Annotated in this window: 26 protein-coding genes, 5 tRNA genes and 2 pseudogenes; 8 read left to right on the plus strand and 25 right to left on the minus strand. The window is 62.7% G+C overall.

Going from position 1 to position 26840, the window contains the following annotated elements; genetic code table 11:
- Both rpmF and ACQKPE_RS13050 read right to left on the minus strand, forming a co-directional pair.
- The gene (rpmF, locus tag ACQKPE_RS13045; protein ID WP_010223221.1) at nt 1-183 is read right to left on the minus strand and encodes a 50S ribosomal protein L32; all 183 of its coding nucleotides are present in this window, start codon (nt 181-183) and stop codon (nt 1-3) included.
- A 13-nt stretch (nt 184-196) separates the two neighbouring features.
- Nucleotides 197-724, minus strand: coding sequence for a YceD family protein (locus ACQKPE_RS13050; protein WP_375100346.1), 528 nt, complete (start codon nt 722-724; stop codon nt 197-199).
- A 95-nt stretch (nt 725-819) separates the two neighbouring features.
- Here ACQKPE_RS13050 and ACQKPE_RS13055 point away from each other — a divergent pair, with 95 nt between their 5' ends.
- A complete protein-coding gene (locus tag ACQKPE_RS13055) occupies nt 820-1398 on the plus strand; it encodes a Maf family protein (RefSeq protein ID WP_427666387.1) in 579 nt (192 codons plus the stop codon).
- Nucleotides 1399-1416: 18 nt separating this feature from the next.
- Here ACQKPE_RS13055 and ACQKPE_RS13060 read toward each other — a convergent pair whose 3' ends face one another.
- The 3 genes from ACQKPE_RS13060 to rluC are packed head-to-tail and all read right to left on the minus strand — an operon-like array spanning nt 1417 to nt 4035.
- A complete protein-coding gene (locus ACQKPE_RS13060; protein ID WP_427666389.1) occupies nt 1417-2400 on the minus strand; it encodes a S49 family peptidase in 984 nt (327 codons plus the stop codon).
- A gap of 6 nt (nt 2401-2406) precedes the next feature.
- Nucleotides 2407-3072 carry an HAD family hydrolase gene (locus tag ACQKPE_RS13065; RefSeq protein WP_427666391.1) on the minus strand — a complete coding sequence of 222 codons (666 nt, stop codon included), beginning with the start codon at nt 3070-3072 and terminating at the stop codon, nt 2407-2409.
- 6 nt (nt 3073-3078) lie between these two features.
- Nucleotides 3079-4035, minus strand: coding sequence for a 23S rRNA pseudouridine(955/2504/2580) synthase RluC (gene rluC / locus ACQKPE_RS13070; protein ID WP_427666393.1), 957 nt, complete (start codon nt 4033-4035; stop codon nt 3079-3081).
- Between the two features lie 748 nt (nt 4036-4783).
- Here rluC and rne point away from each other — a divergent pair.
- Nucleotides 4784-8014 carry a ribonuclease E gene (rne, locus tag ACQKPE_RS13075; protein WP_427666395.1) on the plus strand — a complete coding sequence of 1077 codons (3231 nt, stop codon included), beginning with the start codon at nt 4784-4786 and terminating at the stop codon, nt 8012-8014.
- Between the two features lie 106 nt (nt 8015-8120).
- Here the strand turns inward: rne and murB are convergent, their stop codons facing one another.
- The 8 genes from murB to ACQKPE_RS13115 form a co-directional block, all read right to left on the minus strand.
- The gene (gene murB / locus ACQKPE_RS13080; RefSeq protein WP_427666397.1) at nt 8121-9140 is read right to left on the minus strand and encodes a UDP-N-acetylmuramate dehydrogenase; all 1020 of its coding nucleotides are present in this window, start codon (nt 9138-9140) and stop codon (nt 8121-8123) included.
- Nucleotides 9137-9601 (minus strand): low molecular weight protein-tyrosine-phosphatase, encoded by a 465-nt coding sequence (locus ACQKPE_RS13085; RefSeq protein ID WP_427666399.1) that lies wholly within the window; start codon nt 9599-9601, stop codon nt 9137-9139. The genes murB and ACQKPE_RS13085 overlap by 4 nt, the downstream gene beginning before the upstream one ends.
- A complete protein-coding gene (gene kdsB, locus ACQKPE_RS13090) occupies nt 9601-10365 on the minus strand; it encodes a 3-deoxy-manno-octulosonate cytidylyltransferase (RefSeq protein WP_427666400.1) in 765 nt (254 codons plus the stop codon). The genes ACQKPE_RS13085 and kdsB overlap by 1 nt, the downstream gene beginning before the upstream one ends.
- Nucleotides 10362-10547, minus strand: a complete 186-nt coding sequence (locus ACQKPE_RS13095; protein ID WP_217853569.1) for a Trm112 family protein — start codon at nt 10545-10547, stop codon at nt 10362-10364. Before ACQKPE_RS13095 ends, kdsB begins: the two co-directional genes overlap by 4 nt.
- Before the next feature lie 41 nt (nt 10548-10588).
- Complete coding sequence (lpxK, locus tag ACQKPE_RS13100; RefSeq protein ID WP_427666403.1) at nt 10589-11599, minus strand: tetraacyldisaccharide 4'-kinase; 1011 nt, start codon at nt 11597-11599, stop codon at nt 10589-10591.
- Nucleotides 11599-12033, minus strand: a complete 435-nt coding sequence (locus ACQKPE_RS13105) for an ExbD/TolR family protein (protein ID WP_427666405.1) — start codon at nt 12031-12033, stop codon at nt 11599-11601. Before ACQKPE_RS13105 ends, lpxK begins: the two co-directional genes overlap by 1 nt.
- Entirely contained in the window at nt 12030-12665 is a 636-nt protein-coding gene (locus ACQKPE_RS13110) for a MotA/TolQ/ExbB proton channel family protein (RefSeq protein ID WP_375100335.1), read from the minus strand. The genes ACQKPE_RS13105 and ACQKPE_RS13110 overlap by 4 nt, the downstream gene beginning before the upstream one ends.
- A gap of 80 nt (nt 12666-12745) precedes the next feature.
- Nucleotides 12746-14971, minus strand: coding sequence for a DNA internalization-related competence protein ComEC/Rec2 (locus ACQKPE_RS13115; protein ID WP_427666407.1), 2226 nt, complete (start codon nt 14969-14971; stop codon nt 12746-12748).
- A gap of 141 nt (nt 14972-15112) precedes the next feature.
- Here ACQKPE_RS13115 and ACQKPE_RS13120 point away from each other — a divergent pair.
- Nucleotides 15113-15610, plus strand: a pseudogene (locus ACQKPE_RS13120) (DUF2062 domain-containing protein); the annotation flags it as partial.
- A gap of 12 nt (nt 15611-15622) precedes the next feature.
- Here the strand turns inward: ACQKPE_RS13120 and ACQKPE_RS13125 are convergent.
- The 3 genes from ACQKPE_RS13125 to ACQKPE_RS13135 form a co-directional block, all read right to left on the minus strand.
- On the minus strand, nt 15623-16402 hold the full coding sequence (locus ACQKPE_RS13125; protein WP_427666409.1) for an ABC transporter permease: 780 nt from the start codon (nt 16400-16402) through the stop codon (nt 15623-15625).
- On the minus strand, nt 16399-17331 hold the full coding sequence (locus ACQKPE_RS13130; RefSeq protein WP_427666411.1) for an ABC transporter ATP-binding protein: 933 nt from the start codon (nt 17329-17331) through the stop codon (nt 16399-16401). The genes ACQKPE_RS13125 and ACQKPE_RS13130 overlap by 4 nt, the downstream gene beginning before the upstream one ends.
- Before the next feature lie 143 nt (nt 17332-17474).
- Nucleotides 17475-18098, minus strand: a complete 624-nt coding sequence (locus tag ACQKPE_RS13135; protein WP_427666413.1) for a glutathione S-transferase — start codon at nt 18096-18098, stop codon at nt 17475-17477.
- Nucleotides 18099-18293: 195 nt separating this feature from the next.
- Here ACQKPE_RS13135 and ACQKPE_RS13140 point away from each other — a divergent pair, with 195 nt between their 5' ends.
- Both ACQKPE_RS13140 and ACQKPE_RS13145 read left to right on the plus strand, forming a co-directional pair.
- Complete coding sequence (locus tag ACQKPE_RS13140) at nt 18294-20741, plus strand: acyl-CoA dehydrogenase (RefSeq protein ID WP_427666415.1); 2448 nt, start codon at nt 18294-18296, stop codon at nt 20739-20741.
- Between the two features lie 78 nt (nt 20742-20819).
- The gene (locus tag ACQKPE_RS13145; RefSeq protein ID WP_427666417.1) at nt 20820-21230 is read left to right on the plus strand and encodes a PA2817 family protein; all 411 of its coding nucleotides are present in this window, start codon (nt 20820-20822) and stop codon (nt 21228-21230) included.
- An 11-nt stretch (nt 21231-21241) separates the two neighbouring features.
- On the opposite strand, the gene ACQKPE_RS13150 is transcribed toward ACQKPE_RS13145, so the two are convergent.
- Both ACQKPE_RS13150 and ACQKPE_RS13155 read right to left on the minus strand, forming a co-directional pair.
- Nucleotides 21242-22027 (minus strand): hypothetical protein, encoded by a 786-nt coding sequence (locus tag ACQKPE_RS13150; protein ID WP_427666419.1) that lies wholly within the window; start codon nt 22025-22027, stop codon nt 21242-21244.
- Nucleotides 22028-22062: 35 nt separating this feature from the next.
- Complete coding sequence (locus tag ACQKPE_RS13155; RefSeq protein ID WP_427666420.1) at nt 22063-22509, minus strand: hypothetical protein; 447 nt, start codon at nt 22507-22509, stop codon at nt 22063-22065.
- Nucleotides 22510-22564: 55 nt separating this feature from the next.
- Here ACQKPE_RS13155 and ACQKPE_RS13160 point away from each other — a divergent pair.
- Together ACQKPE_RS13160 and ACQKPE_RS13165 are read left to right on the plus strand one after the other, a co-directional pair.
- Nucleotides 22565-22933 (plus strand): annotated as a pseudogene (locus ACQKPE_RS13160) (FimD/PapC N-terminal domain-containing protein); the annotation flags it as partial.
- Nucleotides 22934-23030: 97 nt separating this feature from the next.
- On the plus strand, nt 23031-23390 hold the full coding sequence (locus ACQKPE_RS13165; RefSeq protein WP_427666422.1) for a fimbrial protein: 360 nt from the start codon (nt 23031-23033) through the stop codon (nt 23388-23390).
- 180 nt (nt 23391-23570) lie between these two features.
- On the opposite strand, the gene ACQKPE_RS13170 is transcribed toward ACQKPE_RS13165, so the two are convergent.
- The 5 genes from ACQKPE_RS13170 to ACQKPE_RS13190 form a co-directional block, all read right to left on the minus strand.
- Nucleotides 23571-23646 (minus strand) — tRNA-Gly (locus ACQKPE_RS13170).
- Nucleotides 23647-23700: 54 nt separating this feature from the next.
- A tRNA-Gly gene (locus ACQKPE_RS13175) sits at nt 23701-23776 on the minus strand.
- Between the two features lie 3 nt (nt 23777-23779).
- Nucleotides 23780-23855 (minus strand) — tRNA-Glu (locus tag ACQKPE_RS13180).
- Nucleotides 23856-23958: 103 nt separating this feature from the next.
- Nucleotides 23959-24034 (minus strand) — tRNA-Gly (locus ACQKPE_RS13185).
- Nucleotides 24035-24036: 2 nt separating this feature from the next.
- Nucleotides 24037-24112, minus strand: a tRNA-Glu gene (locus tag ACQKPE_RS13190).
- A gap of 333 nt (nt 24113-24445) precedes the next feature.
- Here ACQKPE_RS13190 and ACQKPE_RS13195 point away from each other — a divergent pair.
- The gene (locus ACQKPE_RS13195) at nt 24446-25213 is read left to right on the plus strand and encodes a hypothetical protein (protein ID WP_427666424.1); all 768 of its coding nucleotides are present in this window, start codon (nt 24446-24448) and stop codon (nt 25211-25213) included.
- Nucleotides 25214-25316: 103 nt separating this feature from the next.
- Here ACQKPE_RS13195 and ACQKPE_RS13200 read toward each other — a convergent pair whose 3' ends face one another.
- Nucleotides 25317-25799, minus strand: a complete 483-nt coding sequence (locus tag ACQKPE_RS13200; protein WP_427666426.1) for a GAF domain-containing protein — start codon at nt 25797-25799, stop codon at nt 25317-25319.
- Nucleotides 25796-26686, minus strand: coding sequence for an ATP-binding protein (locus ACQKPE_RS13205; protein ID WP_427666428.1), 891 nt, complete (start codon nt 26684-26686; stop codon nt 25796-25798). Before ACQKPE_RS13205 ends, ACQKPE_RS13200 begins: the two co-directional genes overlap by 4 nt.
- Nucleotides 26687-26840: the final 154 nt, after the last annotated feature.

Below are 26840 nucleotides of genomic sequence, written 5' to 3' on the forward strand. Positions count from 1 at the left end.
TTACTCGTCAGCGCCCTTGTCGATCACTTTGCGACCACGGTATACGCCTTCTGGCGAAACGTGGTGGCGCAGGTGGACTTCACCGGTGGTTTTTTCTACCGACAGTGCGTTTTCCGACAGGGCGTCGTGCGAACGGCGCATGTCACGGGCAGAGCGGGATTTTTTGTTCTGCTGAACAGCCATAATTGATTAACTCCTAAACGTTTGGGTCACGCTTTAACTGCGCCAAGACACTGAACGGGTTGGACCGCGATACCTCGTCCTTGCTCGATTCGGGCTCGTCTGCGCCCGCCGGCTGCTGGCATTCTTCCGGATGATGAGCAGGCACGATGGGCAAGGCGAGCAACAGCTCCTCCTCGATCAACGCCTGCAGATCCAATGGATCTTCGCCCAGTTCCAGCACGTCATAGCCTTTCGGCAACGACTGGGTATTCGCACCCTCCTTCACCACAGCGTACGTACATTCGCTGTGAATCGGCAGGGTGACCAGCTCAAGACAACGCTGGCAAACCATCTTGACTTCGACATCGAGTTCGCTGTGGACAACCACAACGCCTTGCTCGTCTCGCTCAAAATCGAACTTCGCCTGCACCGTACCGACATCATCGGACAGCGGGTCGCAGAGTCTTTCCAAATCAGCGAGTTGCAGCGAACCTTGGAGGGTTACGCCACGATCGGCCAATTTGCGCGGGTCAACGTGAGGTGGAATCGGGTCATTCAACATAGGCGCAGCATTCTAGGGATGCCCCCCGACTCTGTCAAAGGAAATTAGGTGACATTCAACATGTTAAAGTGGGCGCAATTGACGAGGAGTCTACCATGCTGCCCCTGTTGCTCGCCTCCAGCTCACCCTACCGCCGCGAACTACTGCAGCGCCTGCGCCTGCCCTTTACCTGGGCCAGCCCCGATATAGACGAACAGCGCCTGAAAGACGAGCCTGCCACCGAGCTGGTGCGCCGCCTGGCCAAGGAGAAAGCCGAGGCCCTCGCCGCCAGCCACCCCGGGCACCTGATAATCGGCTCCGACCAGGTCGCCGTGCTCGGCGAGCAGATCCTCGGCAAACCGCACACCTTCGAACGCGCCTGCGAACAATTGCTCGCCGCCAGCGGCCAGCAGGTAACCTTTCTGACCGGCCTGACCCTGCTCAACAGCGCCACCGGGCAATACCAGGTCGATTGCGTGCCATTCACCGTCACCCTGCGCGAGCTGGACCGCGAACGCGTAGAGCGCTACGTGAACGCCGAGCAACCGCTGGATTGCGCGGGAAGCTTCAAGGCAGAAGGACTGGGGGTCAGCCTGTTCCAGCAGACCCACGGCAGCGATGCCACCAGCCTGGTGGGGCTACCACTGATTCGACTGGTGGACATGCTGATAAAGGAAGGCGTGCAGGTGCCCTAAGGCACCCGCACCTACAGCTCAACGCAAGGTCGGGCCCTGGAAACCCATCCACATCGCCAAGTGCTCGGCCACGCTGGCACCCAAGCGTTTGGAGAAACGATCGAATGGCGACTCCTGGACAGTGAAATCCACCAACTCCTGCTCGCCAACGACTTCTCGCGCCACATAGCTGGCACTGCCCAGGCCATCTACCAGCCCCAGCGCCTTGGCCTGCTCGCCAGACCAGATCAGACCACTGAACAGCTCAGGGTGCTCTTGATCCTTCAGGCGATCACCCCTTCCCTGCTTGACCATTGCGATGAACTGACGATGGGTGGTATTCAGCACACCTTGCCAGAACGCCGTCTCTTCAGGCTTCTGCGGCGAGAACGGATCGAGGAACGCCTTGTGCTCACCTGCGGTATAGGTACGCCGCTCGACACCGAGCTTGTCCATGGCCCCGACGAAGCCATAACCGGCCGCCGTTACGCCGATCGAGCCGACCAGACTGGCCTTGTCGGCATAGATTTCGTCGGCCGCACTGGCAATGTAGTACGCCCCGGACGCCCCCAGGTCGGTAATGACGGCATACAGCTTGATGGCCGGGTACTCGGCGCGCAGGCGACGAATCTCGTCATACACGTAGCCAGCCTGCACCGGACTGCCGCCTGGGCTGTTGATGCGCATGACCACAGCCTTGGTCTTGGGGTCCTTGAATGCCTCGCGCAGGCTCTTGATCAGGTTGTCGGCGCTGGCCGCCTCCTGATCGGCGATCACCCCGCGCAGCTCGACCAACGCGGTATGGTTGGTGCTGCGCGTGGCAGTGGTTTCCATGTCCATCAGCGGCGTGAACAGGAACAGGATGCCGAACAGGTAAAGGAAGGTCAGCAGCTTGAAGAAGATTCCCCAGCGCCGCGCCCGGCGCTGCTCCTGGACACCCGCCAGCAGGGTCTTCTCCAGCAGCTTCCAGCTTTTGCGCTCCTCGCCGTCCTGCGGCTCGGGCGCCTTCCATTCGTCAGTCATGCCTACCTACCCTGGAATTGGAGTGGCCAGCCACTCACGCAATTGCGAAAAATGATCGATGCACACCTGCGGCCCGAATTCGCTCAAGGCCTGTAGCGACATGGCACCATAACCCACCGCGACCGAATGCATGCCGGCATTGCTGGCCATTTGCAAATCGAACGCCGAATCTCCGACCATCAGCGCACGCTCAGGTTCTACCCGGCAGTGGGCGAGGATCTGCTCGAGCATCAGCGGGTGCGGCTTGCCCAGGGTCTCATCGGCAGCACGGGTAATATCGAAGTAGTTCTCCCAGCCATTGGACCGAAGCACGCGATCCAAACCTCGACGTGCCTTGCCGGTAGCCACCGCCAGACGATACCCCTCGGCACGAAACGCTTCCAGCGACTCCACCACCCCATCGAACAGCGGCGAGGGCTGCTGGTCCAGCGCCATGTAGATATCAGCGTAATGCTGACGGAAGACCTCGACCTGATGGGCATCAAGGCGCGGGTAGAGCGTCGAGATGGCCTCGGCCAGCGCCAACCCGATGATGCCCTTGATGGCAGCCTCATCACTAGGCGCCTCCCCCGCACGCTCGGCAGCGGCATTCATCGCCTGGACGATACGCCCGATGGAGTCGGCCAACGTGCCGTCCCAATCGAAAATCAACAACTCATAGCGCTTGCTCATGAACGATCAGGTCGCACTCAGGCGCTCCACGGTCTTGGCCCAAACTTCATCCACCGGCGCCTCGAGCTTGAGCTCGCCGCCGTCAGGCAACGGTACGGTCAGGGCATAGGCATGCAGGAACAGGCGCTTGCCACCCAGTTCGCGAATCTCGCGGCTGAAATCCTCGTCGCCATACTTGCTGTCACCGGCAATCATGTGCCCGGCATGCAGGGTGTGCACGCGAATCTGGTGGGTACGCCCAGTGATCGGACGCGCCTCGACGATGGTGGCGAACTCGCCGAAGCGACGCAGCACCCGGAACATCGTCAGCGCCTCCTTGCCCTCGTCATTGACCTCGACCATGCGCTCGCCAGAACGCAGGTTGCTCTTCTGCAATGGCGCGCTGACCTGCTTCTTCGACGTCGGCCAGTGACCCCGCACCAGCGCCATGTAGCGTTTGTCGACGCCATCGCCGCGCAGCGCGGCGTGCAGATGGCGCAGCATGCTGCGCTTCTTGGCGATCATCAGAAGGCCCGAGGTGTCGCGATCAAGGCGATGGACCAGCTCCAGCTCCTTGGCATCCGGACGCAACTGGCGCAAAGCCTCGATCACCCCGAAGCTCAGGCCGCTGCCGCCGTGCACCGCAATACCGGCCGGCTTGTTCATCACGATCAGCGCCTTGTCTTCGTAGACGATGGCCGCTTCCAGGCGCTGCAACAAGCTTTGCGCAACCGGCGCAGGCTCGTCGCGCTCAGGCAGGCGCACCGGCGGAACCCGCACGATGTCGCCAGCCTGCAACTTGTATTCAGGTTTGATACGCCCCTTGTTCACCCGCACCTCACCCTTGCGCAGGATGCGGTAGACCAGGGTCTTGGGCACGCCCTTGAGCGCGGTGATGAGGAAGTTATCGATACGTTGGCCGGCAAGTTCCGGCGCGACTTCGATCAGCTGAACGCCGGAAGTCGGGGGATTATTGGTCGTCATTGCGGGATCATAACAATTTTTTATGGAATTGAAGCACTTAATGATTGCTGCTATAGTCGCGAACGCCGCCAAAAGCGGCAGGCCAGCGGCATCAGGCTCCAAGCCGACCCCTGACCAACGCAATTCTCCAGGACGCGAGGCCGTCCGACGGGGTTTTCGCCAGTTTACCGAAATGCCTGGAATCGCCACCAGCGCCGAGCAGAGAAGAACGAAAAAAAACGACAAGTGCGGTGTTTCACCTGCTTACCCGATTCTTTTCGCCGTACCTCTGCCCGCCACAGGCGCTTTTGTGCAGCGCTTGGCGAATGCTTCGGAAATACCTGCCTTGGACATGAATGGCGCCAGCTCATCAAACGAGCTTGCGAAAAATGCAACCCGTTGCGGATTCAGCGCGCGGCAGCACCCGAATTATCAGGGATACGTGCAGGGTGGAGATGTACAGCCCGGACCGTGTAAGCACGAAGTCCGGCCAAACGGCCCACTGTAATGGCCTGGCGAGCGGAACCGGTGTTTACAGATGCCCCAGAGGCGTCCACGGCCCTCGGCTGATTCCTCCTCCTGACTGAGTGCACTAGGCACCGCAGCAAACAGGACGCGTCGTCGCGACCACGGCAGGCTGGGCAACCGGCTGGTGCCGAATGTCGCCAGACACAGGGTGGCCCGCCACCCTTGCGCACCTTGGCACCGACCATGAGAAGTCGTGTGTGCCGAACGCCGTTTCCGGCAGCCCGGAAACCGACGGTACAACATGAAAAGAATGCTGATTAACGCAACTCAACCCGAAGAGTTGCGTGTAGCCCTGGTGGATGGCCAGCGCCTCTACGACCTGGATATCGAATCCGGTGCCCGCGAGCAGAAGAAGGCCAACATCTACAAAGGCAAGATCACCCGCATCGAGCCTAGCCTCGAAGCCGCCTTCGTCGACTTCGGCTCTGAACGCCACGGCTTCCTGCCGCTGAAGGAAATTTCCCGCGAGTACTTCAAGAAGGCCCCTGAAGGCCGTGTCAACATCAAGGAAGTACTGAGCGAAGGCCAGGAAGTCATCGTCCAGGTCGAGAAAGAAGAGCGTGGCAACAAGGGCGCGGCCCTGACCACCTTCATCAGCCTCGCCGGCCGCTACCTGGTGCTGATGCCCAACAACCCACGTGCAGGCGGCATCTCCCGCCGCATCGAAGGCGAAGAGCGCAACGAGCTGCGCGAAGCCCTGAACGGCCTGACCGTTCCCGGCGACATGGGCCTGATCGTGCGCACTGCCGGCCTTGGCCGCAGCAGCGAAGAAATGCAGTGGGACCTCGACTACCTGCTGCAACTGTGGACCGCCATCAAGGAAGCCTCCCAGGACCGCGTCGCGCCCTTCCTGATCTACCAGGAAAGCAACGTCATCATCCGCGCCATCCGCGACTACCTGCGCCAGGATATCGGCGAGGTTCTGATCGACAGCATCGACGCCCAGGAAGAAGCCCTCACCTTCATCCGCCAGGTCATGCCGCAGTACGCCAGCAAGGTGAAGCTGTACGAAGACAGCGTGCCGCTGTTCAACCGTTTCCAGATCGAAAGCCAGATCGAAACCGCCTTCCAGCGCGTGGTCGACCTGCCGTCCGGCGGCTCGATCGTCATAGACCCGACCGAAGCCCTGGTGTCCATCGACATCAACTCGGCGCGCGCCACCAAAGGCAGCGACATCGAGGAAACCGCCCTGCAGACTAACCTGGAAGCGGCCGAGGAAATCGCCCGCCAGCTGCGTCTGCGTGACATCGGCGGCCTGATCGTCATCGACTTCATCGACATGACCCCGGCCAAGAACCAGCGCGCCGTGGAAGAGCGCGTGCGTGAGTGCCTCGAGGCCGACCGCGCCCGCGTACAGGTTGGCCGCATCTCGCGCTTCGGCCTGCTGGAGATGTCCCGCCAGCGCCTGCGTCCGTCTCTGGGCGAAAGCAGCGGCATCGTTTGCCCACGCTGCTCCGGCACCGGCATCATCCGTGACGTCGAGTCGCTCTCGCTGGCGATCCTGCGCCTGATCGAAGAAGAAGCCCTGAAAGACCGTACCGCCGAGGTACGCGCCCAGGTGCCGATCCCGGTTGCAGCGTTCCTGCTCAACGAAAAACGCAACTCGATCACCAAGATCGAACTGCGTACCCGTGCACGCATCATCATCCTGCCGAACGATCACCTGGAAACCCCGCACTTCGAAGTCCAGCGCCTGCGCGACGACAACCCGGAAGTGCTGAACAACCAGTCCAGCTACGAAATTGCCGCTGCTGAAACCGAAGAAGCACCACAGCCGACCGCCACCCGCACCCTGGTTCGCCAGGAAGCTGCGGTCAAGACCGCGCCAGCTCGTGCCAACGCACCCGTGCCAAGTGCCCAGGAAGAGCAACCCGCTGCTGCCGCGCCAGCCCCAATTGCCCCCGAGCCGAGCCTGTTCAAGGGTCTGGTGAAGTCGCTGGTCAGCCTGTTCGCCGGCAAGGACGAACCTGCCCCAGCGCCGGTGGCGAGCACCGAGAAACCCGCTACCGAGCGCCCACAGCGCAACGACGAACGCCGTAACGGCCGTCAACAGAGCCGCAACCGCAACGGCCGCCGCGAAGATGATCGCAAGCCCCGCGAAGAGCGTGCCGAGCGTGCTCCGCGTGAAGAGCGTGCCCCTCGCGAAGAACGTGCCCCCCGTGAAGAGCGCGCCCCGCGTGAGGAACGTGCACCACGCGAAGAACGTGCCCCGCGTCAGCCACGCGAAGACCGCCGCGGCAACCGTGAGGAACGTGTGCGTGAGCTGCGTGAACCACTGGATGCAGCACCGGCCACCCGCGAGGAACGCCAGCCGCGCGAGGAGCGTGCACCACGCGAAGAGCGCGTAGCCCGCGAGGAACGTGCACCACGTGAAGCTCGTGAAGAACGCGCTCCACGTGAAGAGCGTGCACCGCGCGAAGAACGTGCCCCACGTGAAGAACGCCCAGCCCGTGAAGAACGCGCACCTCGCGAGGAGCGCGAAGAGCGCGCACCACGCGAAGAACGTCAGCCACGCCCACCTCGCGAGGAGCGCCAACCGCGCGCCGCCGAGCAGGAAGCCGAGGTCGCCGAGGAACAACTGCCGAGCGACGAACTGCTGCAGGACGAGCAGGAAGGTGCCGATGGTGAGCGTCCACGTCGCCGCTCCCGTGGCCAACGTCGCCGCAGCAACCGCCGTGAGCGCCAGCGCAATGCCAATGGCGAGCTGATCGATGGCGAAGAAGAATCCAGCGAAGAGCAGCAACCGCAGCAGCACAAGGCGACCGAGCTGGGCGCCGAACTGGCTGCCGGCCTTGCCGTCACTGCCGCCGTTGCTACCAGCAACATCAGCGCCCAAGCCGAAGCCCAAGCCAATGAGCAGGCCGAGCGCGCCACCGCTGAAGTCGTAGAACCCCAGGCGCTGGAAGTTGCCCAGCCGACCGAGCCTGTGGCATCCGCCACCCCGGCCGAGGAAGCGGCTATCGCCCCTGTGGTCGAGCAACCGGTCAGCGAGCCAGTGGCTGTGGTCGAGCCAAGCTTCGCACCAGTGGTCGAAGTGGCTCCGCAGCCTGCTGCTGAAGTCGCTGCCAGTGAGCCTGTTGCAGAAGTTGTCGAGGCGCCCATCGCCCAGGCAGCTACAGAAGAGGCACCAGCGGTGCAAACAGCCGTGGTCGAGCAAGCGCCGGTTGTCGAAGCCGCGCCGGTTGTCGAGGCCCAGGTTGAAGTGGTCGAGCCAGTCATCGTTGAAGACGCCCCGGCCGCCGCCGAGCCCGCCCCGCTCGAACCTGCCACTGTGATGCTGAGCAATGGCCGCGCGCCGAACGACCCACGTGAAGTGCGTCGCCGCAAGCGTGAAGCCGAAGCGGCAGCAGCTGCGGCCGCCGCAGCTGCCGAAGCAGCCACCCAGGCTAGCCCTGCAGTGGAAGCCGAAGTCGCCGAGCAGCAGCCCCTGCCACTGGAAACCTCCGAAGAGCACAAGCCTCATCACGGTTGATTCCAATGGCTGAATGAAAAAGCCCCGCCAGTGCGAACTGGCGGGGCTTTTTCTTGCAGGGCATTTTGTGTTCCAGGCCAGGCATCGCGCCCTTTCGGGGCTTGGCTCAGTACAGGTTCGGCTCCATCTCCAGCGCTACGCCGAAGCGCTCGAGCACATCCGCCTGGATCTTGCGCGCCAAGGCATGCAGCTGCTCCCCCGTGGCCTGGCCATAATTCACCAGCACCAGCGACTGCAGGCGGTGCACCCCGGCATCACCTTCCCGATACCCTTTCCAGCCAGCCTGCTCGATCAGCCAGCCAGCGGCCAGTTTCACCTGGCCATCCGCCTGCGGGTAAGCCACCACGCACGGATGGTTGTCGCGGATACGCTGTGCCAATACCGCCGGCACCACAGGGTTCTTGAAGAAGCTACCGGCATTGCCCAACTCGGCGGGGTCTGGCAGCTTTTCGCGACGGATACTACAGATTGCATCGCTGATGGCCCGTGCACTGGGCTGTACCACACCTTGCTCGGCCAGGCGCTGGCGAACCGGGCCGTAGTCCAGATGCGCAAGCAATGTGCGGCTCAGCGCAAAACGTACCCGCAGGATCAACCACCGCCCCGGGTGGCGCTTGAACACACTGTCGCGATAACCGAAGGCACAGTCGTCCAGACTGAAGTCCTGCAGCTCGCCCGTGTCACGATTCAACGCGGTGAGGCCAACGAACACGTCCTTGACCTCTACCCCATAGGCGCCGACGTTCTGCATGGGCGCGGCGCCTACGGTGCCGGGAATCAGGCTGAGGTTCTCCAACCCGCACAAGCCCTGCTCGATGCTCCATTGCACGAACGGGTGCCAAGGCTCACCAGCCTCGGCCTCCACTACCACCCGCTGACCATCGTCACTGAGCACGCGCAGACCGCGGCTGGCCATGTGCAGCACCAGGGCATCGACATCGCGAGTCAACAGCAGGTTGCTGCCGCCGCCGATGACCATCACGTCCAACCCGCGCTGTGCAGCTTCAGCCAATGACTGACGGGCCTGCTCATCGTCATGGGCCTGGGTGAAGTAACGCGCACGCACATCAATGCCGAAGGTGTTGTAGGGCTTGAGCGATACCTGCTCCTGCCAATGCTGCGTCATAACCGCCCCTTGATTTCCACCACCAGCTCGCGGCAAGCGCCCTCGATCAGGTCCAGCACCTGCTCGAAGCCTTCGGCGCCGCCATAGTAAGGGTCTGGCACCTCGTCCAGGGCCGCGCCATAGCGGCGCAGGAACAGGTCGAGCTCAGCGTGGGCGTTGTGTGGGCGCAACGCCTTGAGGTTGTTCAGGTTGCTCTTGTCCATGGCCAGGACCAGGTCGTACTCGGCGAAGTGGGCGGCCTTGACCTGCTGTGCACGCTGGTGCGACAGGTCGTAGCCACGCGCCAACGCGGCCTGGCAGGTACGGCTGTCGGGCGCGCTGCCCACGTGCCAGTCACCCGTGCCAGCGGAGGCCACATGGACCACCTCGCCCAGCCCCGCTGCCTCGAGCTGGTGTCGCAAGACGCCCTCGGCGGTAGGCGAGCGGCAGATGTTGCCGAGGCAGACGAACAGGACGCGCATCAGGCCTCCAGCAAGCGCTTTACGCGCTCCAGGTCTTCAGGGGTGTCCACGCCCACCGCCGGCGCCTCGATGGCATCGGCGACATGAATGCGTACCCCGTGCCACAGGGCACGCAGTTGCTCAAGCGCCTCGGTCTGCTCGAGCCAGCATGGGCCCCAAGCGACGAAGTCCTGGAGAAAGCCTACTCGGTAGGCGTACATGCCGATATGGCGGCGGTACGGCACCTCTGATGGCAGCTGCTCGCGGCTCAACGCGAAGGCATCGCGGGCCCAGGGCAGCGGCGCACGACTGAAGGTCAGCGCCAGGCCATGCTTGTCGCTGACGACCTTGACGGCATTAGGGTTGAATACGGTTTCCGGCGCATGGATCGGCTCGGCCAGGGTGGCGATGCCGGCTTCCGGATGCGCGGCAAGGTTGGCAGCGACCTGGTCGATGATGACCGGTGGAATCAACGGCTCATCACCCTGCACGTTGACCACGATGGCATCGACCGGCAACCCCAGGTGCGCGGCGACTTCCGCCAGGCGGTCGGTGCCGGACTCATGGTCGGCACGGGTCAGCAGCACCTCGGCGCCAAAGGCCTGGCACGCCTCGACGATGCTAGCGTCATCAGTGGCGATGACCACACGGCTGGCGCCGCTCTTGCGGGCCTGCTCCCAAACGTGCTGGACCATCGGCTTGCCGGCAATCGGCAGCAACGGCTTGCCCGGCAGGCGCGTGGAGCGCAGGCGGGCAGGAATCACCACGGTGAAGTGCTGGCTCATTTGTCCAGACGCTCGTCGTCGGTCAGGGTGCGCGCTTCGCTTTCCAGCATCACCGGGATACCGTCGCGAATCGGGTATGCCAGGCCTGCGCCCTTGCTGATGAGTTCGCTCTTGTCGGCACTGAGCTTGAGCGGCCCCTTGGTGATCGGGCAGGCCAGGATATCGAGCAATTTGGTGTCCATGAGTGCGTCCTTGAGGCCGAAGGCCGGAAAATTGAAAGGAGTCAGGGCTGCTGGCGAGCCGGCAGCAGGTGTGCGAGCTGTGCGTCGAACCAGGCGACGAAAGCCGGCGATGGCAGTGCATCGACGGCCAGGTACCACCAGTCGGCGGCGGCGAAAGCGCGGCATTTCACCGCGTCCTTTTCAGTCATCACCAGCGGTAGTGGCGGCTCGAAGGCCAGGTTCTCGGCACTGAACTGCGCATGGTCGGCGAATGGGTGCGGCACAGGCTGCCAGTTTAGCGCCAGCAGGGTATTGAAGAAACGCTGTGGGTTACCAATGCCGGCCACCGCATGCAGCGCTTGGCCTGGCGGGAAATAGTCGAGCGTACGGTGCTCGCCGCTGCGCAGGTTGACCAGGGCACTGGGCTGCAAACGGAAGGCAAAGCCATCGGCAGGGTCGCTCACCGCGCCGTTGTGCAACACCGCGTCGACCTCGGCCAGGCGCTCGACCGGCTCGCGCAGCGGGCCGGCTGGCAGGCAGCGGCGGTTGCCCAAGCCACGGGCAGCATCGATAAGCACCAACTCCAGATCGCGGGCCAGGCGGTAATGCTGCATGCCGTCATCGCAAAGGATCAGGTCCAGCGACTCACTGGCCAGCAGAGCCCGCACGGCGCGGGAGCGATCAGGGTCGATCATCAAAGGCACACCCGTGCGCTGGACGATCAGCAGAGGCTCGTCACCGGCCTGCTCGGCCGCGTGCTGCGCCTCGACCCGCCACGGCAGGCTGGGCGGCGTGGCGCCATAGCCACGGCTGACCACGCCGACTTTCAGGCCCTGGCGTCGGCAGTGCTCGATCAGCCAGAGGATCATCGGTGTCTTGCCGGTGCCCCCCACGGTGATGTTGCCGACCACGATCACCGGCACAGGCGCGCGGTAGCTGGGGCTTTCACCACTGAGAAACCGAGCGCGCTTGCGGGCTACTACGCGTCGGTACAGGGTCTCCAGCGGGCGCAACAGGGCCAGGGCGGGGTGCCCGCTGTACCAGGCAGCGAGCAATCGGTCGGCAAGCGCCATCAGGGCGTCCCCTGGGCAGCCTCGACGGTGGTCATGCGCAACTGGCTGAAGCCGAGCTTGCCGGCAGCGTCCATTGCGGTGATCACGGCCTGGTGCGGCGTCTTGCCATCAGCACTGATCGAGAGTGGCAGTTGGTTGTCGCCGCCAGACTCGCGCTGCAACGCCTCGGTCAGCGTGGCCAGGTCGTTCTTGGGCAGCAAGTGGTTGTTCAGCGAATAGACGCCCTCGGCGCTGATGGTGAGTTCGATACGCTTGCCCTCTTGCGCTGGCGCCGGTGCACCCGTGGCAGCCTCCGGCAACTCCACACGCAACTGAGTCTCGCGGGTGAAGGTGGTGGTCACCACGAAGAACAGCAACAAGACGAACACCACGTCGATCAACGACGCCAGGTTGATGTCCACGCTCTCGCGCTGACGGTTGCGCCGGAACTTCACGCCTTGCCTCCGGCCACCTCGACCTCGCGGTCGCCTTGCAGCACCTCGACCAGCTTGATCGCCTCCTGCTCCATGCCCACCACCAGCTCATCGATGCGGCGCAGCAGGAAACGGTGGAAGAACACCGCCGGGATACCCACCATCAGGCCCGCGGCGGTCGTCACCAGGGCCTTGGAGATACCGCCGGCGAGCACCGAGGCATTGGCGGTCATCTGCGAGCCCATGAAGGCGCTGAAGATATCGATCATGCCCAGCACAGTGCCCAGCAGGCCGAGCAGCGGCGCCATGGCAGCGATGGTACCGAGGGTGCTGATGTAGCGCTCGAGCTCGTGGATAACCCGGGAAGCGGCCTCCTCGATGCATTCCTTCATGATCTCGCGGCCATGGCGGGAGTTGGCCAGGCCTGCCGCGAGAATTTCGCCCAGCGGCGAGTCGGCACGCAGGGCCTTGAGCTTGTCACTGGTCAGTTGCTTGTCCTTGATCCACATCCACACCTGGCCCAGCAGGTGCGGCGGGGTCACGCGGCTGGCGCGCAGGGTCCATAGGCGTTCGATGACGATCGCCATGGCAGCGATGGAGCTCAGAATGATCGGCAGCATCATCCAACCACCGGACTTGACCAATTCCCACACAGTGCGCATCCCCCTGGAAAAAGGCCGCCACTCTACCATAGGCGCGCGGGGCGCTCATCTGCCGGAGGTCAGCCCGTCGTTCAGCCGTCGCTCGGCTCGCGCCAGAAGCGCCGCTGCCCGCGTATGCTCCAGACTTCGCGATGGGCACCTAGCTGCAGGCGCAACGCGCCCTCGATTGCCGTGTCATGGATCGCCAGGCCATGGCGCTGGTAACGTGCCACGACCTGCAGGTGCGGATGGCCGAAGCTGTTGTGGCGGCCACGGGAAATCAACACCCCGCGCGGTGACGTGGCACGAATGAAAGGCTCGGTGGATGAACTGCGACTCCCGTGGTGCGGCGACTGCAACCAGTCCAGGCGCGGATCCTCAGTGGCAGCCAACCAGGCTCGCTCGGCACCCGCCTCCATGTCCCCGGCAAGCAACAACCGCTCACCATTGGCCTCCACCAGCAGTACACAGGAGCGATCGTTACTGGTTCGCGCACCGGGCCATTGCCACACCGAAAAGTTGACACCATCCCACTGCCAACGCTCGCCCGTGGGGCAGGCCTGGGCATCCAGCGCCTCCGGCAGCGCACCCGCCTCCCCCGCCAGCACCCAGGCTACCGGCATTCCACGATGGATCGCCGCCGCGCCACCGGCGTGATCGGCATGGGCGTGGCTTACCAGCAGCAGGTCCAGCTGTCGCACGCCGAGCTTGCGCAACGTGGGCAGCACCACGCTTTCTCCCAGGTCGTGGACGCCGCTGGCTGGGCCCGCGTCATACAACACGGTGTGATTACGCGTACGCAGCAGTACTGCCAGGCCCTGGCCGACATCCAGTTGCCAGACCTGCACCTGCCCCTCGGGCACTGACTGCCTGGGCACCCATAGCGCCAGCAGCATGACAGCGCCCAGGCCACGCAATGGCACACCCCGTGGCAACAGCACCAGCAGCGCCCCGAGGCACACCAGTAGCCAGGCCCACATCGGCACGGGCGGTGGGAGCCAGGCAGGCTGCCAAGCTGCCACCCACGCCAGCAGGCGAAACAACACATCGAGCGCCCCACCGGCCAGCCACAACAAGGCTTCGCCCACCCCCGCCAATGGCAGCAGCAAGGTACCGAGCAATGCCAACGGCAGTATCACCAGGCTGACCCACGGCACTGCCACTAGATTGACCAAAGGCCCACTGAGGCTGACCGGCAGACCCAGCGCAAGCAACGCCGGCAAAAGGCCCAGGGCGATTACCCATTGGGCGCGGCTCCAGGCTTGCCAGGGGCGCCAGCCTCCCAGGCGACCACTGAAGCAGTAGATCAGCACCGCCACCGCGCTGAACGACAGCCAGAACCCCGGCAACAAGCTGGCCAGTGGCTCGACCAGCAGTACGCACACCAATGCCAGCAACAGCGGCACGAAGGCGCCCAGGTGGCGGAACCGCAAACGCCAGAGCAACACCACCGCCAGCATCAGGCACGCGCGCTGCACCGGCACCTGGCACCCCGCCAACGCGCCATAGGCCAGCGCCGCCGCCATCGACAAGCCACAGGCCCACGGCAACCAAGGCACGCTTCGCGGCCAGGCTCCCAGCCGCGCCAAACCAGCCACCAGCCCGTAGACCAGCCCAGCCAGCAAGCCTATGTGTTGCCCGGAAATCACCAATAGATGCACCGTGCCGGTGGCCTGCAAGGTTTGCCACAATGCCCTGGAAAGCCCGCCACCATCGCCCAGCACCAACGCTGCCAGAGCCGCTTCCCGGCCATTGCCATCGACCGCCAGCAAGCGTTGGCGAAGCACATCGCGCCAGCCCCCACTGGCAGGGGCCAGCAACTGCCCGGCCTTGACCGTACCGGTGGCGCCTACCCGACGCGCCAGCAAGGTGGCTTCCCGGTCAGGGCCGTGCGGGTTGAGCAAACCATGGGGCCGCCGCAGGTTGACCGCCAGGCGCCAGCGCTCTCCAGCCCGGAGCTGGGGGCCGTCGAACCAGCTCAGTTGCAGGCGTTGCGGAAGGTCGGCGCGGCGCGAGGCGGCATCCTTGAGTTCGAAGCGCACGCTACGCTCGGTGTGCGTTGGCAGCCCCACCACCCGGCCCTCCAGCCACAGCGTGCGTCCGTCCAGTTCGGCAGGCAGGCGGTCGTCGAGCGCCTGCTGCGCCGACCCGCAGGCCCACACCAGCCCCAACGCCATGCAGCCGAACGGCCAGAGGCGTGTGCGTAGGCATGCAATACCCAGCAAAGCAATGAGGAAAAGCCATCCGACAGACGGCAAGGCAGGTAGAAACCTCAGGCCAAGCAACCCGAGTGCCAGCGCGATCATCCCTGTGCGCATGAAATAGAGCTCCGAAAACACCACGGCCCCATGAGGCTAGGTGCAATCGGCCCTCGGCTCGCTCAACAATTGTCACAAACTCTGAACAAGGCTGAGGTGGAATCAAGGCATACTGCCCGCATTCGAGCCCCGGGAGCCTACATGCCGCGCCGACTCTTCAAACGCTACATGCCGGACCCGACCAGCATTCGGGAACACAAGTCCTTACGCTTTTTCGGCAGATTGCTACACGACCCCAACCTCTGGCACCTGAATCGCCATTCAGTGGCGCGAGCCATGGGCGTTGGCCTGTTCGCGGCGCTCATCCCCATTCCCATGCAGATGCTGCTGGCTGCCGCCCTGGCCATTCCAGTGCGCGGCAACCTGCCCATTGCCGTCAGCCTGGTCTGGTTGACCAACCCGCTGACCATGCCACCGGTGTTCATCGTCACCTACATGACCGGCGCCTGGCTGATGCAGGTTCCCCCGCGCACCTTGCCGGAGGAGCTGACCTTCGAATGGATCACCGACCAGCTTTCGACCGTCTGGCAACCCTTCCTGCTCGGTTCAGTGGTGTGCGGCGTGGTGCTGGGCGCCCTCGCCTACTGCCTGACCATGCTCTACTGGCGTTGGTGGGTCGGCCGGCAGTGGCGGCGGCGCAAGCTCAGGGCGTCATGCGCGCATGCCGCGACCGCTGACGAGCAGGCGCACGCAAATGCCATAAAGCACGGCGGTGGCCACCAGCATGAAGGTGATCGCCGAACCAATGCTGATGTCCGAAACCCCTAGGATGCCGTAGCGGAACGAGTTCACCATGTGCAGCACCGGGTTGGCCAGCGACACGGTCTGCCAGAACGGCGGCAGCAGGTTGATCGAATAGAACACCCCGCCCAGGTAGGTCAGCGGCGTCAGCACGAAGGTCGGGATGATCGAAATATCGTCGAAGTTGCGCGCGAACACCGCGTTGACGAAGCCCAGCAGCGAGAAGATGGTCGCGGTCAACACCACCACGATCACGGTCACACCCAGGTGATGCACCTGCAGGTGGGTGAAGAACATCGACAGCAACGTGACGATAACGCCCACCGCCAACCCACGCAACACCCCACCGAGCACATAGCCCACCAGAATGGTGTGGGGTGACACTGGCGACACCATCAGCTCCTCGATCGAACGCTGGAACTTGCTGCCGAAGAAGCTCGATACCACGTTGCCGTAGGAGTTGGTGATCACCGACATCATGATCAGGCCTGGCACGATGTACTCCATGTAGGTGAAGCCACCCATGTCGCCAATCTGCCGACCAATCAGGTTACCGAAGATGACGAAGTACAACACCATGGTGATCGCTGGCGGCAGCAGGGTCTGCGGCCAGATCCGCAGGAAGCGCCGCACTTCACGGTAGACGATGGTGTTCAGGGCGACCCAGTTGGTGCGCAGGTCCAGGTTCATACCGCCACCTTGTTCAGGTTCTTTTCCACCAGGGACACGAACAGCTCCTCGAGTCGATTGGTCTTGTTGCGCAGGCTCAGCACTTCGATGTTCTGCAGCGCCAGCTGGCCGAACAGCGCGGTGACGCCTATATCCTTGTCCACCTGCACCTCGAGGCTGTGCGGGGTGAGCAACCGGCACGGGTAGCCCTGCAGCAGCGGAGCGCTGGCCAGTTCCTGCTTGAGGTCGAGGACGAAGGTCTCGACATGCAGCTTGCCCAGCAACTTGCGCATGCTGGTGTTCTCGACGATGGTGCCGTGGTCGATGATGCCGATATGACGGCACAACTGCTCGGCTTCTTCGAGATAGTGGGTGGTGAGGATGATGGTGATGCCCTTCTCGTTCAGCTCACTGAGGAAGGTCCACATCGAGCGACGCAGCTCGATGTCCACCCCGGCAGTCGGCTCATCGAGAATCAGCAGGCGCGGTTCGTGAATCAACGCACGGGCGATCATCAGGCGGCGCTTCATGCCGCCGGACAGCGCGCGCGACTGCACGTCGCGCTTGTCCCACAGGCCGAGCTGGGTGAGGTACTGCTCGGCGCGCTCCTTGGCCAACTTGGGCGGGATGCCATAGTAGCCGGCCTGGGTCACGACGATGTCGAAGGTCTTCTCGAACTGGTTGAAGTTGAACTCCTGGGGCACCACGCCGAGGTTGCGCTTGAGCGCAGCGGGCTCGCGGTCCAGGTCATGGCCGAACACATTGACGGTGCCGCTGGTCTTGTTCACCAGGGTCGAGAGAATGCCGATGGTAGTGGACTTGCCGGCGCCGTTGGGGCCGAGCAAAGCGAAGAAATCGCCTTCGGCAACATCAAGGTCGATGCCCTTAAGGGCTTGGAAGCCGTTGCCGTAGGTTTTGGTCAGCTGTCTTATGGACAGGGCGGAACTCATAGCGGGTCAGGTACCGAGAAATAGGTTCAGTACACGCCAGGTGCATTCACTGGCGCAGTGAGTGCGGCCATGGTGCAAGGCCAGGCCGCGCAAGTACAGTCATGCGTATCGATAGTCACTATCGAAACTGCGGGGGTATTCGATCAGGTCAACGCGGTCATCACGGCAGCCTGATAGGCCGGACGGGCCTTGAGGCGCTCATACCAGGCACGCAGGTGGTGCATGTCTGGACGCTCGATCGGCATTTCGTACCAGGCGTAGACGAAGCTGCCGAGCGGGATGTCACCCATGCCGATGTGCTCGCCGGAAAGATAAGGCTGGTGCGCCAGCGCCTGGTCGGCAAGCGACAGCAACTCTGCGCAGGCCTTGTGTGCCGCATTGATCGCCACCCAGTCGCGCTGCTCCTCGGGCGTGCGCAGCAGCCCCCAGAACAATGGGCGGAACGGCGTGGCAAAGGAGGAGGTGGTCCAGTCCATCCACTTGTCGGCCTGGGCACGCTGGCGAGGATCCTCCAGGTACCAGCCCTGCTCGCTGCCGTATTCGGCGCAGAGATAACGCACGATGGCGTTGGACTCCCACAGCACCAAGTCGCCATCCTCGAGCATCGGCACCAGGCCGTTGGGGTTGCGCTCACGGTAATGCGGCTCGTTGACCACGCCAAAGGCGCCACCGGCGTCGATCGACTCGAAATCCAGGCCCAACTCATGGGCGATCCACAGTGCCTTGCGCACATTGCTCGAGTTCTTCCGGCCCCAGATCTTCAGCATGGCAACGTCCTGATTGAGTGAAGGCCGACCAGTCTACTCCAAGAATCCCCCAGCGTTGATGAATAGAACGCCCCGCCTGAAACGCCTGCGAACTCCTGCCGCCACACCCTGTCACTGTTCAGAGCGGGCCATATCCGATGGGCGGTCTAAGCTCTCTGGGTTGGCTTCGAGCCCCTGTGCCATGGAGGAAGGTCTATGTTGCTGTTGTGGTTGGTGGTACTGGTGATCGGCGCGGCGTATCTCACGCACCGGCGCCTGGCGCCCCTGCAAATTCTCGGAATCATCGCCGCCTATGTGCTGGCGATGGGTATCTTCAGTTCCGCACCCGGTTGGTTGCTGGCGTTGATCTGGCTGGTGCTGGCGTTGAAAGCCGCACTTCTACTGTTGCCGCAATGGCGGCGCAAGGTGCTGACCGGCCCGGTCTTCAACTGGTTCAAGCGCACTCTGCCGCCGATGTCGCAGACCGAACGCGAGGCGATCGACGCCGGTACCGTGTGGTGGGACGGCGAACTGTTCAGCGGCCGACCGGCCTGGAACACCCTGCTCGACTACCCTACCCCGAAGCTCACCGAAGAAGAACAGGCGTTCATCAACGGCCCCACCGAAGAACTCTGTGCCATGGTCAGCGACTGGCAGATCGGCCAGGACCTCGACCTGCCGCCCGAAGCCTGGGCACATATAAAGCAGCATGGCTTCTTCGCACTGATCATTCCCAAGGAATATGGCGGCAAAGGCTTCAGCGCCTATGCCCACTCTCAGGTCGCGATGAAACTGGCCACCCGCAGCGGCGACCTGGCCTCGACGGTGATGGTGCCCAACTCCCTCGGCCCGGCTGAATTGTTGCTGCACTACGGCACCGACGAACAACGCAACCACTACCTGCCGCGCCTGGCACGTGGCGAGGATATCCCCTGCTTCGCCCTCACCGGTCCACTGGCAGGCTCCGATGCGGGGGCCATGCCCGATACCGGCATCATCTGCAAAGGCCAATGGAACGGCGAAGAAGTGCTCGGCCTGCGCCTGAACTGGGAGAAGCGCTACATTACCCTGGGCCCGGTCGCCACCCTGCTGGGCCTGGCATTCAAGGCCTACGACCCCGACCACTTGCTGGGGGATACGGAAGAACTGGGCATCAGCCTGGCCTTGATTCCCACTGACACACCCGGCGTGGAAATCGGCAAACGCCACCTGCCACTCGGTGCTGCGTTCATGAATGGCCCCAACAGCGGCAAGGACGTGTTCGTGCCGCTGAGTTTCCTCATCGGCGGCCAGGGCATGCTCGGCAAGGGCTGGATGATGCTGATGAACTGTCTGTCGGTGGGCCGCTCCATCTCCCTGCCTGCGGTCGGCACCGGCGCGGCCAAGTACACCAGCCTGGTCACCGGCCAGTACGCCAGCATCCGCGAGCAGTTCAACGTGCCGCTGGCGGCCTTCGAAGGTATCCAGGAATCGCTGGCACGCATCGGCGGCAACGCGTGGCTGATGGACAGCGCCCGCCTGCTCACCGCCAAGGCGGTGGACTTGGGTGAAAAGCCGTCGGTGTTGTCGGCGATCCTCAAGTACCACCTTACCGAACGAGGCCGCGAGTGCATCCAGCACGCCATGGACGTGCATGGTGGCAAGGGCATCATCATGGGCCCGAATAACTACCTGGGGCGCAACTGGCAAGGGGCGCCGATCTTCATCACGGTCGAGGGCGCCAACATTCTCTCGCGCAACCTGATGATCTTTGGCCAGGGGGCCATACGCTGCCACCCGTTCGTGCTCAAGGAAATGGCACTGGCCAGTCGTGAGGACCACGAGCAGGCACTGGGCGAGTTCGACGAACTGCTGATGAAGCATGTCATGTTCGCTGTGGGCAACGCTGCCAGTACGCTGGTATTGGGGCTGGGCCTGGGACGCTTCGAGCAGATGCCCGGCGATGCCCTGAGCCAAGGCTATTTCCGCTCCCTCAACCGTCAAGCAGCGGCATTCGCCCTGCTGGCCGACCTCTCGATGATGCTGCTCGGTGGCGCGCTCAAGCGCCGTGAGCGCCTGAGCGCACGCTTGGGCGATGTGCTGAGCTACCTTTACCTCTCCTCGGCAGCGCTCAAGCGCTACCACGACCTGGGCTCCCCCGAGCACATGCAACCGCTGCTGCGTTGGGCCATGGAGGAAAGTCTGGGCAAGGCCGAACAGGCATTGGACCGCTTACTCGACAACTTCCCCAACCGCTTCATCGGTTGTGCTCTGCGGGCACTGGTATTCCCCTTCGGCCGTCGTCATACCGGGCCGAGCGACGAACTGGATGCAGAAGTAGCCGAATTGATTGGCCGCAAGAAAGGCGACCCGGCATTGGAGGAGTTGCTGACAGGCTGTTTCAGACCGCAAGCCGAGGGAGATCCGGTAGCCGCACTGCAACGAGCCTACGACTTGCTTGATGAAGTGGCGCCACTGCGTAAGGTACTGAATCAAGCGACTAAAGAGGGAAAGGTGCAGCCAAAACCTGGGCAGTCGACAATCGATGCGGCTATCGAAAACGGTACCTTGCAATCAATTGAAGGACAACAGATCGAGGAAGCTGAGAAAGCACGACGAACCGTGATCGACGTGGACGACTTCGACAAGGAACAGCTGCTGCCCGAAAAAGGCAAGATACGCTGAACCAAGGGGCCGCTTTTGCGGCTCCTTCTGCAACCAGCGTATACTCCGCCCCCGTTTTAACCACTCGAGGACCGCCTTATGGCCAACCCCCATCTGGAATACCATCTGCAACTGCTGAACCACCTGCGCACCATCCTGGTGGCGCTGGGCGAAGCCGAGCAGGTACCGGAGGAAAGCCACACACTGTTCCTCGAGCGCTTCGACGAGTTGCTTATCCTATTGCCACAAGATCCGCTGCAAAGCCAATACCTGGGCCAGGACCTGACCTGCCAGGTGATTCAACGCTACCCGCAGGTCGCTCACCTGGTGCCCCGCGACCTGTTGTGGTTCTTCGGCGGCGACTGCCTGCATTTCATGCCTGACGAAGAGCTGGACCTGTACCAGCAACTGGAGGAACGTCGCTACGAGGCCGAGCGAAACGACGAACCTTTCGATTGGCACCAGGAAAAGCAGGTGCTGGCTCAAGTACCTCCAGCGACTCGGCACTGACCTGGCTTTGCTCAACGCGAGTAGTAATCCACCAGCGTATCGATATCGAGCATCGGCATGGCAATGATCGTCAGCCCCCAGCGCCACTCATCCTGGCTGAGCGTATCCACCCCCATGATGACGGAGTAAGGGCTTGGGTTGTTCGCGGCCGGCTTGAACACACCGGAAGTGACCGAGCCGTTGCCCGCGACCACTTGCCAGGATGCTCGCGAATCCGGGACCGCTGTTTCCTCTTGGTCGGCGTTGAAGTAAAACAGTGAAAGCTTGAGCGCATCGGCTTGCTTGGCAACCCTGATGAAATGCGTCGGGTGTACCCAGCGGGTCACGAATGTAGCGTAGGCTGACTTCCCGCCTGCAACCGCCCGAATGACATCGGTGGCGGTCGGCGTAGCCAGGGTGCTGCGGTAGGCTGCTGGTATGAGCGTATCGCCGTCATGATTGAACTGCACTGCAGGCGTCATTGATTGCGGCGGTTTGTAATAGTACTTGCCGTTCTGCGGCAGCAACTCTCCACGCAATGTGCCCTCTGCTCCCCACGCGGCCTGGGTCCCTGCTGGCATGAGTGTAATCTCTTCCAAATCGCCACCACGATCGCAGAAGGTGATCAGCGGAGAAAGCATCAGGTCCTGTGCATGAGTAGTTGCCTCGACTTGTGCTTGCGCAGGGTCAGAAAATTTGTACTCCGCGAGGTAATACTCGAAGGGCGGGTGGTAATCCCCCTTAAGCCAGTTGATTGACTCACTGGGTGCGAACAGGCCGGTGACCCAGTTCTTGTCTGATGGAGGCTGTTGGGTCATGACGATCGGGAAAGTGTCGACGTGAAAGCCGAATGCTACTGGGGAATCTGAAGCCCTGAGCTGGCCTGACCGGCTAATACCTGGTCCTTGCCATCGGCGCCTTTGCCCCACTGATGAGCCGTACTGCCATACAGGTAGGTGGAGCGGGCGCGGTACAGGTTATCTTCGCCATCGTCACGCCAGCTGACACCGCTGCCGTTACCTACGAAGTTGTGCGGCGCCAAAACATTGTCTTGCAAAATGGTATAGGTGTAGCTGGTTTTCATCGACGCCTGGCCGGCACCAGGGTTGACCGTATGGGAGGTCACCCGCGGTATCGCCGCACGCGTTCCGCCGTTCGGCAGCAGATGACCTGTATCGCCATTCTCCCCGTAGCGGATATCTTCCACGCTACCGTAGGGTGTGGACACCTTGGCCAGGCAAGTCAGGCCAAAGGCGGTGGTGTATTCGAAACGCCAGTTGCCACTCGTTTCGCCAGGCAAGTCAATTTGACTCAACTGGTCATTACGCAGGATGAGCTTGTATTGCGCCAGCGGCTTGGTACCCGATGCCACCTACGAGCTGGACCCTGGCCAGTTGCAACTGGCACTTTCCATCCCACAGGTGGCCCTGCGTCGCGATGTCGCTGGCAGCGTCGCGCCAGAACGTTGGGATAACGGCATCAATGCCGCCTTCGTCAGTTACCAGGCCTCCGCGCAACATTTCAGCGGCAGACCCGGCACATCCAACAGCAGCCAAGACCTGCGCCTCAACGGCGGCCTCAACCTGGGCGGATGGCGCCTGCGTAGTAGCCAGAGCTGGCGCGACGACGGCAAGCGTCAGGATTGGGTGCGCTTCAATACGTACGCCCAGCACGACCTGCCTGGGCAGTGGGGCACGCTGACCCTGGGCGAAACCTTCAGCAGTGATCAAGACCTGCACCATCCCAGTTGCCGTCAGCTCATTCAATCAGGAGATCATCAGGGGGGTAGTCAGCGATGTGGGCGATGCCGTAAGGCTGACATTGGCCGGACAGGTCCAGCAGGCCCAGTGCGCGCTCAAGCAAGACGCCGTCAGTGCCAACCCGGTGCAACTTGGCAAACACGACATCGCCGGTTTCACAGGCCAAGGCAGCACAACCAACCCAGTTGACTTCTTCATCACCCTCAGCGACTGCGAAGACGACCCGGCAGGCAGCGTTGCCCGTGCATTCATACGTCTGGACGGCGTCGACGGGTCGGTGCCGGTAGACCGGGACCTGGGCCTGTTCACCCTGACCACGGACTCGAGTGCCAAAGGCATCGGCATTCAGGTACTGCACAGCGACAACACACCACTGAAACTAGAGGAGTTCGTGGGCATGGTGAGCCTTACCCCCGCTTGACGCGCCTTGATCTTCGCGCACGGTATTTCCAAACCGAAGCGACGGTTACGCCCGGTGAGGCCAAAGGCGCACTGAACCTCACCCTCGAATACCGCTAAGGAGCCCGGCTATGGCCGGGCTGTTTCGCAGGCAAAAAAAACGCACCAGAGGAACTTTAGAATTCCTTGGTGCGTTTTGTATTGGAGCGGGAAACGAGACTCGAACTCGCGACCCCGACCTTGGCAAGGTCGTGCTCTACCAACTGAGCTATTCCCGCAGATGAAACCTTTACAACCTACTACACCGTCATGAACGCCATAGTTTTAGAAACTGGAGCGGGAAACGAGACTCGAACTCGCGACCCCGACCTTGGCAAGGTCGTGCTCTACCAACTGAGCTATTCCCGCAAATGGCGTCCCCTAGGGGACTCGAACCCCTGTTACCGCCGTGAAAGGGCGGTGTCCTAGGCCACTAGACGAAGGGGACACACGACACTGTCAGCCTAGCGCTTCCAATGCACCAGCACATGAACCTCACGGTTCAGACTGGATTTTCTTTTCCTGCCCCGCCTGAGCGTTGCCGGAGAAACTGGAGCGGGAAACGAGACTCGAACTCGCGACCCCGACCTTGGCAAGGTCGTGCTCTACCAACTGAGCTATTCCCGCAATGGCGTCCCCTAGGGGACTCGAACCCCTGTTACCGCCGTGAAAGGGCGGTGTCCTAGGCCACTAGACGAAGGGGACACGCTACATCTTTTCACTCCCTGCAACGCTTGGCGATGTGCTTTACGCTGCAAGTGGCGCGCATTCTAGGGACGGCTCGAATAGTCGTCAACCCCTTTGTGGAAATTTATCTAAATCAATGACTTCCATAACACCTGGGAGACCTTTTGCTGGCCGCCCAGGGATTGGCGTTGATTTTCTGACGCACCTCGCATCAAAATGCCAGCACTGTAGATTCGCCACGGCGCGCCGACATATAAGGTGTGCCGCGCGTTCTCCGCCGGGCTGCACTGTTCGCCTACAGGCGAACTTACTACACTCAAGCTGTAAAACTTCTTTTCAGAGGCGTTAACGGTGACCCCACTTCTGATCACCCTGCTCATCGTGGCGGGTATCGCGTTGCTGATCGTGATCGGCTACCTCAACAATGTCGTGGAGAACGCCAAGCTCGAGCGCGCGCGCCTTAAAGTAGAACTTGCCGAACGCCTGCGTCGCTGTGGCGAAATCACCGAGACCTTCCCCGGTCAGCTGATGACCCCTGCCCTCAAGCTGCTGCTGACGCGCATGGAATTGAACCTGAACCAGCGCCAACTGGCCCTGGACAAGCACAGTGCCCAGCTCAAGAACCGCATCGCCGAGCTCGAGGGCCTGATCGCCCAGGGTGACAAGATTCCGGTCAGCAACCCACCGAGCCCGATCCAGACCGAGGTCAAGGCCAAGGACGTACGCTTTTTGCTCGAATCGCTGCACAACCAGATCGTGCGCGCGACCCAGGAGAACTTCCTGCAAGCCAACGAGGGCAAGTACTGGGTACGGGAAATCCGCCATATCCTGGTGCTGCTGCACATCGAGTTCTTCAATAATCTCGGCCAGCATGCCTTGCAACAGGGCCAGCCCGGCCAGGCGCGACTGGCCTTCGAGCGCGGCGTGCAGTACCTGCGCAAGCAGCCTGAGCCCAAGCAGTACGAAGAACAGCTCACCTACCTGGAAAAACTCCTGGCCCGGGCCAACGCCCAGGTGCTGGACCAGATGGAGCCGGCCGAGGACGACCAGAACGCCCTGACCGAAGGCCTGAAGACCGACGAGGACGAAACCTGGAAGAAGCGGGTCATCTACGACTGATCCGTGACGCCCTCTTCGCGGGCAAGCCCGCTCCTACAAGCCTAGCGGTGAGCCCTGTAGGAGCGGGCTTGCCCGCGAAGAGGTCCTTACAGTCGACTACCCATCAGCAATCGGTCAACGCCAGGAAGATCGCCGCCAACCGCTCCAACCCCACCTGGTCCGCCTCACTGAAACGCGCAAGCTTCGGGCTGTCGAGGTCCAGCACGCCAATCAGCCTGCCCTCCTTCACCAGCGGAATCACCAGCTCGCTGTTCGACGCACTGTCACAGGCGATATGCCCCGGGAAGGCGTGCACATCTTCTACCCGCTGGGTTTGCCGGCTGGCCGCCGCCGCACCGCACACACCCTTGCTGAACGGAATGCGCACACAAGCCACCTGCCCCTGGAACGGGCCCAGCACCAGTTGCTCGTCGCGGTTCAGATAAAAGCCCGCCCAGTTCAGGTCCTCCACATGGTGATAGAGAAACGCCGAGAACTGCGCGGCGTTGGCAATGAAGTCACGCTCGTCGGCAAACAGCGCCTGCACTTGCGCGGCCAGCAGGTCGTAGCCATCGAGGCCGCGGCCACTGGCATTGAGGTCGATCATCGGTTTTGCTCCAGCAATTGCAGCCCGACCCAATAGCGGGCGAACTGGTAGGCACAACGGCCATTTCGGTTACCGCGGCCGGTGGCCCAGCGCACGGCGAGAATATCGAGCGCTTCGTCACGCTGCCAGCTCAGCCCGGCATTACCTGCCAGCTGGCCGATCCAGTGCTCGACCACATTAAGGAAATGTTCCTGGGTGAAGGGGTAGAACGACAGCCACAGGCCGAAGCGGTCGGACAACGCGATCTTGTCCTCCACCGCTTCGCTGGGGTGCAGCTCGCCGTCGACACGCTTCCAGTTTTCGTTGTCGCTTTCTTTTTCCGGCACCAAGTGGCGGCGGTTCGAGGTGGCGTACAGCAGCACGTTGTCGGGGGCCTGCTCGAGCGAGCCGTCGAGCACGCTCTTGAGCACCCGGTAGTCGCCCTCCCCGGCTTCGAACGACAGGTCGTCGCAGAACAGGATGAAGCGCTGTTCACGTTTTTGCAGTTGCTCGACCACCCGCGGCAGGTCGGCCAGGTGGTCGCGTTCGATCTCGATCAGGCGCAGGCCGGCGCCGGCGTGTTCGGCCAGCAGTGCACGTATCAGCGATGACTTGCCAGTGCCGCGCGAGCCCCAGAGCAGCGCGTGGTTGGCTGGCAGGCCGCTGATGAACTGGTGGGTGTTGCGGCCCAACTGGTCACGTTGCTGGTCGACGCCGATCAGGTCGGACAGGCGAATGTCCAGGCTGACCTCGAGCGGCATCAGGTAGCCGCTACGGCCATCGCGTTGCCAGCGCGCAGCCAGGGTGGTGCTCCAGTCGATATCCGGACGCGATGCGGGCAACAGGGGCTCGAGGCGCGCCAGCACGGACTCGGCACGTTCGAGAAAAGCGGTGAGGCGGGGGTCCATGGCGGCTCCATAAATCACGATCGGTTCAAGGACCGGGCGCGCCCATCGCGGGGCAAGCCCGCTAGCCCGGATTGCTGGGCGGAATAGTTCGGCTCGTGGTGCATGTAGGGCGAGGGGTCCCAGGGGGAGGGACGGCGGACGGCCCCGAAAAGGT

Source organism: Pseudomonas sp. NPDC089554 (assembly GCF_050280645.1).
GTDB lineage: Bacteria > Pseudomonadota > Gammaproteobacteria > Pseudomonadales > Pseudomonadaceae > Aquipseudomonas.